A 13314-nucleotide genomic window follows, 5' to 3' on the forward strand; every position below is an offset into this window, starting at 1 on the left:
AACTACTCGGTGGTTTTTGGTGTCTCTGGGAAGATGATCTTATTAACAAAGAAGAACACAACCATAGAAACGCCACCGTTGAGTACTGTTGTACCGATGTTGTATACGAATGGGGCAACAAATTTGCCAGCCACTGCAACCCAAATACAATTGATTGAGTTTACAATGCATGTGATTACGATGAATGCAAGTACATACCATGCAATCTGCTTTCCAGCTTTGTCGTGATTACGGAAAACCCAAAGCTTCTGGATTGGGAAATTGATGCACTCACCAATAACCATTGCAACCATGTATGCTGCGAAGTAAGCTAAGCCACCGTGAGCATCGTCATATCCTAAGATATTCCACTGGAATGTCTCACCAAATAATGTGATTTCTTTTCCTGGCCATCCAAAGGAGCGAGTTCCTAAGAATGCGAAAGCTGCTGGTAAAAATGTAAGTAATAAGTACTTAAATACTGTGATTGCGTTACTTACGATTACAAACAAACCACCTTCACGAACCCACTTAGCAACGGCAGGATGTTTCTCTGCAAAATTATTCCAAAAATTCATTTAATTTCTCCTTAATCTTTCCTCATACTTTTTATTTTCACGGCGGTTTCTGAAGAAGCCTCCTATTACTCCACCAAGTCCGCGGAAGAAATGTCCGTTAAAGATGGTTACGATGGATTCTGTCATCTCGCGGGATACCATACCACCTGTCATCTTACTCATTGCTCTAAATGGCATGTTGTAGATGAACATGATGTTCAAATCAGGAATTCCCTTCTCATAAGACTGATCCAGTTTCTTCTTGAGAATTCTGTAAACCAATCTACCGATTCCACTCTTTGCATCCTCCATCTGGCAGAAGGCATCGTTGATATCAAGTGGTCCAACCTTTTCCTCTGGAAGAGGCTTAGCATAAAGCTTTTCGAACTCCTCATAGTGAACGTTGCGAACCTTTCCTGACTTGTAGCTAGGAAGTGTATTGATATCGTATGGCAACTCTGTGATTGTACCTTCCTTTGTAATTGTGCCTGTAAGCTTAATATCTGCTACACTGGCGCCTACATAAATCTGATACTCACCGCCTTCAATCTCCCACTTGTTGGAAACAGTTGAGAAATAACGGAAAGTTTTGTCATCAAATGGAATCTCTACATCAGCTGCCTGGCCAGCCTTAATCCATACCTTCTTAAAGCCCTTAAGTTCCTTCTTAGGTCTGATAAGTCCTGACTCTGCCTTACCAACATAAAGCTGTGCAATCTCCGCACCATCACGCTTACCTGTGTTTGTGATTGTGAACTTAACACCATCTGCTGAAACAGTAAGTGCTGAATATTCAAATGTGGTGTAGCTAAGTCCAAATCCAAATGGGAACTGAACTGCCACATCAGCTGTATCGTAATAACGATATCCAATAAATGGTCCCTCGCGATACTGAAGATTTCTCTTCTCTGTACCAGCGTAGTTATATATTGAGCAATCCGCATATGCGAATGGATAAGATTCTGTAAGCTTTCCTGTAGGAATCTCCTTACCAGTGATGATATCAAGAAGAGCTGATGCTCCAGCCTGTCCTGTAAGATATCCGTGAAGAAGTCCCTGAAGATTATCAAGCCAAGGCATCTTTACCGAAGAACCAGCACTCATTACACCAACAATGTGCTTGTTGAATACTGTAAGACTCTCAAGCTCCTTAATCTGATACTCAGGAATATCGATTGACATTCTGTCGCCACCCTCAGACTCTGCAATTTCATCAAGTCCAAAGAAGAATAAAACAACCTCTGCATCCTGAGGCTTTTCAACTACTGTAAGGTCGTAGTTCTTAATCTGCTCTGCAATGGTCTCAACCTTTGTTGAGTTAACCTGAGAGCTTCCTGAGCCCTGATAACGTGGCTTTTCTACGAAAGGTCCCCTTAAACAAACCTTTGTGCCTGCTGCAAGTGGAAGAATATCTTCGTCATTCTTAAGAAGAACTGCTGAATTAACTGCTGCCTTCTTAGCAATTGCATGATGAGCTTCCTTATCAAATCCCTTTGTATGATCATTCTCTTTAAAGTAAATAGCTGCCTCGATAATAGGTAAGATAGCTTTATCGATTTCTGCCTCTGTGATGCGACCTTCGCCCTCTGTAGCAGCCTTAATAAGCTCTCTTGCTGAATCAAGTCCAGGATTTGGCATCTCAACATTTGACTGGCACTTAACACCAGCAACATGGTCGTTGCTTGCGCCCCAGTCAGTAACTACGATGCCATCAAATCCCCATTCATTTCTGAGGATATCTACAAGAAGATGCTCATTTTCATTTGCATACTTGCCATTAACCTCGTTGTAAGCAGACATGATTGTCTTAGCGCCACCTTCCTTAACAGCAATCTCAAAAGCTGTAAGGTAAATCTCACGAAGTGTACGCTCATCCACCACTGCATTCATTGCCATTCTGCGGTACTCACGAGAATTTACAGCAAAGTGCTTTGGACAAGAATAGACATGCTGGCTCTGAATACCTCTTACATAAGAAGCAGCCATTTTTCCAGCAAGAATTGGATCTTCCGAAAAGTACTCAAAGTTACGACCACATAATGGAGAACGTTTCATATTAAGACCAGGTCCTAAAAGAACATCTACATTCTGAGCTACAGCCTCCTCACCAAGAGCAGCTCCGATTTCCTCACCAATGCTTGGATCCCAACTGTTAGCTACTGTAGCTGCTGTTGGAAAACATGTAGCTGGAAGTGAAGCATTAAGACCAAGGTGATCTCCTGCGCCTTCCTGACGTCTCAAACCGTGAGGTCCATCAGAAAAAGTAATTGACTGAATATCTAAGCGTGGGATGTCTCTTGATTCCCACTCATTCTTACCGCTTAAAAGTGCGGCTTTCTCCATCAATGTAAGCTTTGAAATAATTTCTTTAGCGTCCATAAACATTCCTCCATAAAAACTGTATTTTATTTATAACACCAAATAAAAAAGACAAGTCGCCCCAAAGGACAACTTGTCATTTTTTTAGGATAACTTGCATTATGAATTTTTATTAGCTAAAAGTACTTTTACCTTAAACCAGCCATCTTCATAGCTACAATTCATAGCACCACCATACTTTTCTGCCACCTGATTGATTGATTTAAGACCAAAGCCATGTTTAACATTATCTTTTTTGGTAGTGCGAGGAAGATTGTTGCTTTTAAACATTCTGCGTTTCTGGCTGCTTCGTAAGCGCACATTTGCACTTTCCGAATAGTTCTCGCATTCTATTATTATAAATTGATTACGTGAACGAACTGACATGGTAATCAGTCTTTTTTCCAAATCCTCTACCTGCTGTGTAGCCTCTATGGCATTATCAAGGATATTTCCAAAAAGCGAACAAATATCTTTTACGTGGATATCTGCCAGCAAATCACCATCCACCATTGCATTTAAAGTGATATTCTTCTTCTGACATTGCAGACTCTTTGTAGTAAGAATAACATCCAATACCTTATTTCCGGTGTTCATAAAGGATTCCTGAATGGCAATGGCCTGCTCCATATCCTCTAGAACCTCTGCACGACGATTAGGATCATCCTCATTTTTAAGAGCCATTACATAATGCTTCATATCGTGCATTTCCTTGCGAAGGGCCTCGGAATTATCAACAGCAAGCTTGTACTGTTCGTACTGGCGTTGGAATAGCTGATTGATGGCAGTACTCTCATTCTTCAGAACCATCTCGTTTCGACGTCCCATCTCGGTCATCAGCATCAGCATGCCTCCGAAGTCAACCAAAGTTCTGACATACAGCATGTTTTCTGTTGCTGAAAAAGGAGTCTTTGTATTTATGAAACTGATATTTGAAATAATAAAAGCACCAACACCTGTGATTACAACGCTGACAAGCTCCTTTGTATTAACATTCAGGTTGCGATTTGGGGTGATGTTTCCACGTTCTACATTGAAATAAATAATATATGTGCATAAATAGGTGATGAACATAACACAAAAGGATGCATCAAATGACTCCCTGTGTTCAAATCTGACCAACCACACATATAGCTGCTTATACAGACTGGCTGCAAATTCTGCCAAAACAAAGGCATGGGTAGTAATAACTCCACAGTCCTTTGGCTTTATATCAAGCACCAGGTAAAGTGAAAGATACATCAGCCCAACTGCCCCCATCATTGAAATAATCCAAAATGATAATGGCAAAATACCCGCTATAAACTGAAATGCCACCTGAATAAAAAAGGCTCCTATGCATTGCATTACAAAGGCTCTGCCGTGGTATTTCCTCTTATAAATATTAAAATAAACAAATACCGCCAGCCATTCGGCAATAGCGGTAAATAATCTTGGTGTGTCCTGCAAATTGGCAGGATTAAGAAATGCACTAAAATCCATCATCTCTCCTATAATATATCCTCAGTCAGTGCTGCCATAAACTCCTTTTTACGGGCTCGACTAATTGGCAAAACTACTCCATTTGTAAGCACTACTTCTTCCTTTTGAACTGCCTCAACATATGAAAGATTCACCACGTATGCATTGTGACATTTGCTGAAACCATGCACTGAAAGCATCTCCTCAAAACGCTTTAGTGGTCCTGCAGTAACATAATCCTGGTCGCTGCAATGTAAGATAACATTATTTCTCTGGCTTTCTATATAGTGCACTGTATCGCAATCAAGCTTAATCTGCTTGTCATCCACAGAGACCTTCATATAAACATGATTTTGCTTAGCCTGCACACGCTGAGTAGCCTTCACAAAAAGCTGCTCAAACTGTGTATAAGGTACTGGCTTTAAAACATAACCTAATGCATCTACTGCATACCCCTGCACAGCATAGTGTACCGTAGAAGTAATAAAAATAATGATTACATCGGAATCCACCTTGCGAATCTTTTCCGCAGCAGCCATTCCATCTAAATGCTTCATCTGAATATCTAGTAGAATAATGTCAAACTGTCCTTTGTAATCATCCACCAAATCTATTCCATCTGGAAGATATGATATGGAAAACTCCTCATTATGTTCCTTACCATATTTATTTATGTAGTTCTTTAATAATGCGGCCTGCTCGGCCTCGTCCTCAACTATACATACATTAATCATGTAATTAAAATACCATAAATATTTAATTGGGCGCAAGGTAATTAATATTTATATAACAAATAAAAAAGGCCTGGATGAGACACCTCATCCGGCCTTCGGCCACCTTCCCCTCAAGGGGAAGGCTCTTATTTTTCATTCATTTTTGCAAGCTTTGCTGCCTGATCTGCTGCGATAAGCGCATCAAGAATTTCCTGGATATCTCCATTCATAATCTTATCAAGCTTGTAAAGTGTAAGGTTGATTCTGTGGTCTGTAACACGTCCCTGTGGGAAGTTGTATGTACGAATCTTCTCAGCACGGTCACCTGTACCAATCTGTGAGCGGCGCTCTGCTGCTTCAGCATCCTGCTGCTTCTGTAACTCTAAATCGTAAAGCTTTGCACGAAGGAGTGCGAAAGCCTTTTCCTTATTCTGAAGCTGTGACTTCTCAGTCTGGCTGTAGATAACAATACCTGTTGGGTAGTGAGTAAGACGAACAGCTGAATCTGTTGTGTTGACACACTGACCACCGTTACCAGAAGCACGCATAACGTCGATACGGATATCCTTCTCTTCAATCTGGATATCTACTTCTTCTGCCTCAGGCATAACAGCTACTGAACATGTAGATGTCTGGATACGTCCCTGTGACTCTGTCTCTGGTACACGCTGTACACGATGGACACCTGACTCGTACTTAAGGATAGAATAAGCACCTGTTCCCTTAACCATGAACTCGATGTTCTTCATACCACCGATACCTGTCTCGTCTGCTTCAAGAAGCTCTACCTTCCATCCACGTGACTCAACATAGTGTACATACATACGATAAATCTCTGCTGCAAAAAGAGCTGCCTCTTCACCGCCGGCACCTGCACGGATTTCCACGATAACGTTCTTGTCATCGTTAGGGTCCTTTGGAAGAAGAAGAATCTTAAGTTCCTGCTCAAGACGCTCTACCTCAGCCTTTGATTCATTGAGCTCTTCCTTTGCAAGCTCCTTCATCTCCTCATCTGTCTCCTCTTCAAGAAGAGCAAGTGAATCCTCAATATTCTGCTTGTGTGATGAGTACTGCTTATATGCCTCTACGATAGGTGCAAGATCTGACTGCTCCTTCATAAGAGCTCTAAATCTAGCATTATCATTAGCTACATCAGGCTCGGAAAGTAGATTCATTACTTCCTCGTATCTTAAAACTAAATCTTCTAATCTATCAAACATGCTAAAACCTCCATGTTAATTTCAAATTACTACAATCTATATCAAAGAACCTCTATAAGTGTCCTTTAACAACTCTGTTATTGCCTGGTAAATCCTTTACAACCTCTACATCCTTGAAGCCTGCTTCTACGAATAAGGCGTAAACATCTGGCCCCTGGTCATATCCAATTTCAACTAAAAGCCAGCCACCTTCATTGAGATACTCACGGGCGTGAGCTGTAATCTCTCTATAAAAAAGCAAACCATCCTCTGTGCCATCTAAGGCAAGACGAGGCTCATGGTCTTTTACCTCTGTGGTAAGCTCCTCAATATCAGCCGTCCTGATATATGGTGGATTAGATACAATGGCATTAAACTTGCCAGTAACTGGCTGCCATAAATCACCCTGTTCAAAAACAACCTTTGAACCTACAAGGCGCTTGCCGTTCTCTCTGGCTATAGCAAGAGCTTCCTCAGAAATATCGACACCAATTCCTGATAACCCCTGTCCAAGCGCAACAAGAGAAATAATAACACATCCACTACCAGTACACAAATCTAAAATGTGACTTCCTGAAGGAATAACCTTTAAAGCCTCCTCCACAAGGGTTTCTGTGTCCTGTCGTGGAATAAGAACGTGCTCATTTACCCAGAAATTAATACCCATGAAATCCTGCTCTCCAGTAATATGCTGAAGTGGGATATGCTGGGCTCTTTTACAAAGCACATCCTGATATTTATATAAAGTAAGCTGGTCTATTTGCTCTGTCTGCTTCAAAAAATACTGAGCCTTTGTCATTTCACTGACGAATGAGAGCAAAAGCCATGCATCTATCTTCGCATCTGCAATCCTTTCGGATTCGAGTATAGTAATACCTTTATTTAAAGCTTCTTTATATGTCATTAGAAACATCCCTCATTTTCTTCTTGGAACTTCTTCCAGTCAAAAACTGCCTCGACGGAAGCTATACCTACTTCAATCATGTCATCCTCTGGCTCCATAACCGTAAGACGCTGCAACCACAGGCCTGGCTTGGAAATGATTTCCACGAAACCATTCTCATATCGACCTGCCAGTCTAATGAACTCATAAGAAATTCCTGCGATAACTGGGATAAGCATAAGTCTTGCCACAAGCTTAAGCCATACGTTATCAAAGGATATAAACATAAAAACAAAAACAGATATTATAAATACAATAAATATAAAGCTTGTGCCACATCTTTTGTGGAATCTTGTGGCTTTCCTTACATTTTCAACAGTAAGTGGCATTCCTGCCTCAACGCAATTTATACATTTGTGTTCGGCTCCGTGATACATGAAAGTACGTTTGATGTCCTCCATGCGAGAAATCACAACCACATAGCCGATGAAAATGGCAATTCGGATGATGCCCTCGATAAAAGCAATCAATGCCTGTGAAGCAACAAACTTATTTAAAGCTAATGAAATAAAGTAAGGCAATGCAAAAAATACAGCCATGGCCATAACAAAGGAAAGTACTAAAATACCTCCCATCTCTGCCTTTTCCTTTTTCTCAAGCTTACTCAATTCTTCCTCTGAAAGCTTTGACTTATCAACTGGCTCTTCATCATCTTCAAAAAAAGAAGCTGAATACATGAGGGTGCTAAGTCCGATTGTAAGTGACTCGATAAAGGAAACCACGCCACGAATGATTGGAATCTTGTGCCAAATATTATTAATATCTTTTGTATTTTTTACTTCTACTGCGATCTCTTTGTCGGGCTTACGAACAGCAACTGCATATTGATTGCCGTTACGCATCATGACGCCTTCCATTACCGCCTGACCGCCTATACCTGAATACTTCATTACCTCTCCTATACACGACAAAAGGGCTGAGACCAAACATCTCAACCCTTAAAAGTCCATAAAACAAACTACTTTGCGTCAATACCGTACTTCTTATTGAACTTGTCAATACGTCCACGAGCCTGTGTAGCTTTCTGCTGGCCTGTGTAGAATGGATGACACTTTGAACAAATTTCTACGTGGATGCTCTCCTTTGTAGAACCTGTAACGAATGTGTTACCACAGTTACATGTTACTGTAGCCTGATAATAATCTGGATGGATACCCTGTCTCATTGATTTTCACCTCTCATTTAATAAATGTTTACAATTTCCAACTGTAAGTACTGCTAAAAACGCGAGGTCTTCGCATTTCATCCCGATTAACAGCTCTAGTATTGTAGCATGTATTTTGTGCTAATGCAAGCCTTATTTATTCTTTCTAAATCTAAATACTGAAACTGCTGCACCTGCTAATACAGCAACTGCTGCTAAGATAATAACAATAACTGCCGCTGGAGACAAGCTATTGCTTGACTGAGCTGATGTTGGAACAGCCTCATCAACAATATCTCTATTAGATTCAGTTTCTGTAAGTTCATCAGAAGAAGTATCCTCTGTCTTTTCTTCTGCTACCTCTACGTCCTCGTCTATCTCTACAGTTTCATCAGTCGTAGCATCAGTTGTATTTGCTGCTACCTTTTTATTTACTGTGCCTGCTGAAGGAGCATTATTTCTTGAAATACCAAGTGGAGTCAATGCATCAGCAATAGTAGTAAGCTCGTCCTGCGTTAAAGCTGGTGCAGTTTGTGTAGTTGTAGTGGATGATCCTGCACGCTGACCAGATGACTGTGTAGGAGCAGCACTGCTACCCGAACCTGTTCCCGATGAAGCAGGTGTAGGTGTTGACTCTGGCGTAGGAACTGGATTCTGCCCCTTTACATAAACTACCTCTGTAATACCCTTATTAGTAGGTGTTACCTTTGCCATATATCCATCAGCGTCAAATGTGAGCTTATCAAGACAAACCTCTCGATGATAACCAAATCCACCTGACACCTGTCCAAGAGGAGTCATAAATCTGTGATAGCAAATATACCATTCATCTGTACCAGGAATGTTTAGGATTGAATGATGACCTGTTCCAAGAATGTCATTTTCTGTATCCTTCTGAAGAAGCATTCCTCTGTAATCAACTCTTCCACCCAGCTTATTGCTTGTACCATATGCTACTGAATAATTCTCACTACCTGTATCATCACAAGACCATGTGTAATGATACTTTCCGTCGCGATATGTGATTATAAGTGATTCACGGAAATTGTTAAGCCCTGTTACATTTTCCATCGTATCAGCATCAATACTTATCATATCCTCATTAAGCTTTACAATGGCAGCCTTTCCATTACCAAATGAAAGATAGCTTGTACCATCCTCATCTGTAAATACAGAAGGGTCAATTGCCTGTCCCATCTGAATGCCTGCATCATTGCATGTCTTAATGCTGATAAGTGGTTTATCTAACACAGTAAATGGACCAGTTGGATTCTTTGCATATGCAACGCCGATTGCCTTTGCATTAGTCTCTGTATCATGTCCACAGAAGTAGAAATAGTACATTCCATTCTTCTTCTCAATTGTTGGAGCCCATGCATTTCCGTTTGACCAAGGAACCGCAGCGATTTCTACGCCCTTATCATTGAGGACTTTCTCGTCTGCATCCTGCTTAAGATCAAGAATTACACCTTCATCCTCCCAATCAACAAGGTTTGTTGATGAGAATGCATGGAACTGATATCCGCCCCATCCTTCAACACCATCTGTTGTTGGATAGATGTAGTATTTACCATCGAAGCAGTCGATATCTGGGTCAGCGAACTGTCCTCCGAGAAGCGGGTTGTTGCACATCTCAGATTTAACTGTATATTCAACGGTCTCTCCATCTGCTTCAACCTTAAGCTTAAATTCTTTTGTTAAATCGTATGTCTCTTCCTCATCTACCACCTTTGCGCCTGTAAGAAGTGTGAAGTTAAGATGAGCATTCTTCATATCGCCCTTTGTATTGTTCTTGCTTATAAAGAGAGTCAGCGCTTTGCTTGCCTTATCAAGCTTTTGTGTCACAAAAGTAACATCACTAGATGAAATCTTCTTTAGCGGTTCTAAAACTATATTATTTTCCTTTGCAATTTCTTTCTCTGATAATGCTCTATTATAAACCTTTACATTGTCATAACATCCCTTAACATAACCATCACCTGAATAGAATGACTTTCCAAGGTATGCCTTAAGATTCTTTCCTAAGCTGCTAGGCTTTGTAGAAATATCACGTGTGCCAGAAAGAACACCATCAATATAAAGAAGCATTTCATCATCATTGAATACTACTGTAAAGTTCGTCCACTTGTTCTTTACAGACTTTGTATTTGCAGTAACACCCTGCTCTGACTGCCAAGATGACTTGGTGATAGCCATATAGGTGTCACTTTCTCTTGCTCTTAAATAGAAGTACTTTGAATTATCCTTACCGAAAGTGAAGTTAAAGAAGTTTCCCGTAACAGTATCTGGCTTCAAATCAAATGATACTGTGCATACATCTCTGTTATCAAAGAAGCCTTCTGGGAATTCTGCGAAGCTACCGCTTCCATCTAAGTAAAGAACATTTCCTCTCTCAGAATCCTCTACAATTTTAGCATTGCCCTTTAATTCGCCATTATTGCCCTTTCCAGATACATCAGCGATTGTCTTTCTATCTGCTGTCTCAAAATCATATGAAAGGACTGGCTCCTGCTGCTCATCTTCGTGAACAACTGGCTCTTCTGCGGTACCCCACTTAGTCATAACAGCCTTGTACTCATCTGCTGTGATACCAAGGATACTTCCGTGACGCTTCTTAAGTGAGCCAAAATCGTACTGGTCTGATGTATAAACAATCCATGATTTACCTGTTGTATCAGAAATATCTGTTGTGGTGGTTGGAATATAACCGATTCCACCATAGTTATCCATATACAAGCCCCAAGACTTTCCATCATTAAGAGGGAAAAGCTCTGGACCTTCAACCACGCCGCCTGTAAACTTCTTGTTTACATCCTTTGTATAAGCTTCGTAATTCTTCATACCAGGCTGAATATCCTCGATATAAGCAACCTGCTCCCAATTTCCGAGCACTGAATCACTTGACTCAAGGATTATTGCTGCTTCCTGTCCACCATTTGCAACTGTGTCAGCCGATACTCGATAATACTTTCCATCATTGGCCTTTACCATTGATGTGTCGATGCAATGCTGCTTGTCACCTCTATCAATATATTTTTTAGCTGTTGTAAAGTTTACAAAATCACGTGTCTTTGAATAATATGTAACCTGATGGCCTGAATCCTTTGCCATCGAAGCCCAAAATACTACGTACTCACCAGTCTTCTCATCATAGATTGCCTCTGGTGCCCAAAGACATCCCACATTGCCATAGTCCTCAAATGCTTTCTCATCTAAGCCAACATCCACAAGTCGAGGCTTTGACCAGTTAACCAAATCATCTGATTCCCACACAAGCATTCGAAGGCTACCGCCAAACTGAGCAACGCTCCAGCCTGTTGTCTGTACCTTAAGGTCTGTTGCAATCATATAGAAATGGTCACCCTCAGCACTTCTCATAATGAATGGATCACGAACACCCTGGTCACCAATCTCAGATATAAGTACTGGCTCCCCATCATTTAAATCTGTAAAGTGAAGGTGATCCTTGCCAGCTGCAAAATAAAGCTGCTCCTCGGAATTGCTTGGGAAGAATGCAAATAAATAGTTCTCTAGCTTCTTCTTCTCAGGAGCCTTTGCAACTGTCACGTCAAAGGTCTTTGTCTTTTCAACATCCCCCACAGTAATTGTTGCTGTAAGTGTAACTTCCTGAACTTCACTGCCGCGCTTTACAACACCGGCTGGAATATCATCGTAACCAGCTACCTTTGTTGCCTTATCGCTGATTATCTCAGGATTTGAACTTTCCCACACAACTTTCGCATCATAGCTATTCTTTGTAGGAAGTGTAATGTTTCCCTTAATATTCTTTGTAACAGGAAGGGCTATTTCATCATAAGCAAGCTGACATTTCTCCTCATCAGAAAGAATAATCTCCTGCTGACCTTCCTTATATTTTGCTAAAATTTCCTCATCTGACAAAGCGCCTTTGTAAAGAGAGAACTCATCTAGATTTCCATAGAAATATTCTCCGCTACCCCAGTTAGCTTTACCGATATAGAATGTGCTGTTGTCCTGAAGAATATCTGTAAGCTTTGCGGTGCCAGCAACTGTGTTGACCTTTTCTCCATTTACGTAAAGAGTAGTATCTTCCTCTGTTAAAACAACAGTTACCATCTTCCATTCATCTCTTACAGATGTATCATTGGTAGCTGGACGAGATCCACCATCTACCTTGTAGCGCTCAACCTTGATAGAAGTCTTCTTATCAAGAATTCCAAAATAATGCTCGCTATTTAAATAACTAGGTGTCTCATCATTTCTTACTGCAAAAAGTGACCAGCCAGCACCACCATTTCCACCTTTACTGAAATAGTTTACTGTGATTTCATCAAGACCTGTCAATGGACTCTTTCCATTACTGTCAGTGACCTTAAGCCAAGAACCACCTTCAAACTTGAGTGACTTGTTCTTCTTAGCATCTTTGTCCTCTGAAATCTTTTCACCAACCACCTCTGCAGAATACTCCCCACTCTGTAATCCGCCGGTAGTATTATCCATAGTAAAATGGAATAATTCTTTTACTTCCTTATCATCTTCTATTTCATCTTCTTCTGGCACTTCTGCACCTTCCAAATGCTCCTCCTCAACTTCTGAAAGTGCTTCTGATTCTTCTGCTTCTACTTCTTCCTCCTCTTTCTCTTCATTCTGAACTGATTCATCTTCATCCTCAGTCTCCTCTGCCGCTTCAGTCACATGATTTTCTTCTTCTGCAAAGGCCACTATCCCAGCTGCTGGGACCGCAGTAAATATCATTGCAGACGAAAGAACTCCCGCCAAAGCGCGCTTTCCCCATTTAGACATCATATAGCTTCTCCCTTCTGTTCATCCCAATGAACACATTTTCTTCACATCTAAATTAAATTTACATTAAGCACAACTTAAATTGAATAGAATAATTTTCGTAAATTAGTTAAGAATTTTTTGGACACAAAAAAGTACCCTAAAAAAAGGGTACTTTTTTATGATTGGTTAAAAAATT

The 13314-nt window shown here is 40.7% G+C and carries 9 protein-coding genes; all 9 read right to left on the reverse strand.

The features are described 5' to 3' along the window. Window positions 1–2: 2 nt before the first annotated feature. Complete coding sequence (locus BMZ41_RS07265) at window positions 3–557, reverse strand: GtrA family protein (RefSeq protein WP_090528207.1); 555 nt, start codon at window positions 555–557, stop codon at window positions 3–5. After that, window positions 558–2915, reverse strand: coding sequence for a glycoside hydrolase family 3 C-terminal domain-containing protein (locus BMZ41_RS07270; protein ID WP_090528211.1), 2358 nt, complete (start codon window positions 2913–2915; stop codon window positions 558–560). It lies immediately after the preceding gene. Window positions 2916–3014: 99 nt separating this feature from the next. Beyond that, window positions 3015–4376 carry an ATP-binding protein gene (locus BMZ41_RS07275; RefSeq protein WP_177184173.1) on the reverse strand — a complete coding sequence of 454 codons (1362 nt, stop codon included), beginning with the start codon at window positions 4374–4376 and terminating at the stop codon, window positions 3015–3017. A gap of 8 nt (window positions 4377–4384) precedes the next feature. After that, window positions 4385–5089 (reverse strand): LytR/AlgR family response regulator transcription factor, encoded by a 705-nt coding sequence (locus tag BMZ41_RS07280; protein WP_090168135.1) that lies wholly within the window; start codon window positions 5087–5089, stop codon window positions 4385–4387. Between the two features lie 125 nt (window positions 5090–5214). Further along, window positions 5215–6288, reverse strand: coding sequence for a peptide chain release factor 1 (gene prfA / locus BMZ41_RS07285; protein WP_090168136.1), 1074 nt, complete (start codon window positions 6286–6288; stop codon window positions 5215–5217). A gap of 52 nt (window positions 6289–6340) precedes the next feature. Next, window positions 6341–7171, reverse strand: coding sequence for a peptide chain release factor N(5)-glutamine methyltransferase (gene prmC, locus BMZ41_RS07290; protein ID WP_090168138.1), 831 nt, complete (start codon window positions 7169–7171; stop codon window positions 6341–6343). After that, window positions 7171–8100 carry a DUF1385 domain-containing protein gene (locus BMZ41_RS07295; RefSeq protein WP_090528215.1) on the reverse strand — a complete coding sequence of 310 codons (930 nt, stop codon included), beginning with the start codon at window positions 8098–8100 and terminating at the stop codon, window positions 7171–7173. Before BMZ41_RS07295 ends, prmC begins: the two co-directional genes overlap by 1 nt. Before the next feature lie 68 nt (window positions 8101–8168). Then, complete coding sequence (gene rpmE, locus BMZ41_RS07300; protein ID WP_015550865.1) at window positions 8169–8375, reverse strand: 50S ribosomal protein L31; 207 nt, start codon at window positions 8373–8375, stop codon at window positions 8169–8171. A 132-nt stretch (window positions 8376–8507) separates the two neighbouring features. Beyond that, a complete protein-coding gene (locus tag BMZ41_RS07305) occupies window positions 8508–13139 on the reverse strand; it encodes a family 43 glycosylhydrolase (RefSeq protein ID WP_090528218.1) in 4632 nt (1543 codons plus the stop codon). Window positions 13140–13314 lie beyond the last annotated feature (175 nt).

This window comes from Pseudobutyrivibrio sp. UC1225 (genome assembly GCF_900115215.1).
Taxonomy (GTDB): Bacteria; Bacillota; Clostridia; order Lachnospirales; family Lachnospiraceae; genus Pseudobutyrivibrio.

Excerpts from the sequence above, each read along its gene's own strand:
- BMZ41_RS07265 (WP_090528207.1), bottom strand. The coding sequence starts at position 557 with ATGAATTTTTGGAATAATTTTGCAGAGAAACATCCTGCCGTTGCTAAG.
- BMZ41_RS07270 (WP_090528211.1), bottom strand. The coding sequence starts at position 2,915 with ATGGACGCTAAAGAAATTATTTCAAAGCTTACATTGATGGAGAAAGCC.
- BMZ41_RS07275 (WP_177184173.1), bottom strand. The coding sequence starts at position 4,376 with ATGGATTTTAGTGCATTTCTTAATCCTGCCAATTTGCAGGACACACCA.
- BMZ41_RS07280 (WP_090168135.1), bottom strand. The coding sequence starts at position 5,089 with ATGATTAATGTATGTATAGTTGAGGACGAGGCCGAGCAGGCCGCATTA.
- prfA (WP_090168136.1), bottom strand. The coding sequence starts at position 6,288 with ATGTTTGATAGATTAGAAGATTTAGTTTTAAGATACGAGGAAGTAATG.
- prmC (WP_090168138.1), bottom strand. The coding sequence starts at position 7,171 with ATGACATATAAAGAAGCTTTAAATAAAGGTATTACTATACTCGAATCC.
- BMZ41_RS07295 (WP_090528215.1), bottom strand. The coding sequence starts at position 8,100 with ATGAAGTATTCAGGTATAGGCGGTCAGGCGGTAATGGAAGGCGTCATG.
- rpmE (WP_015550865.1), bottom strand. The coding sequence starts at position 8,375 with ATGAGACAGGGTATCCATCCAGATTATTATCAGGCTACAGTAACATGT.
- BMZ41_RS07305 (WP_090528218.1), bottom strand. The coding sequence starts at position 13,139 with ATGATGTCTAAATGGGGAAAGCGCGCTTTGGCGGGAGTTCTTTCGTCT.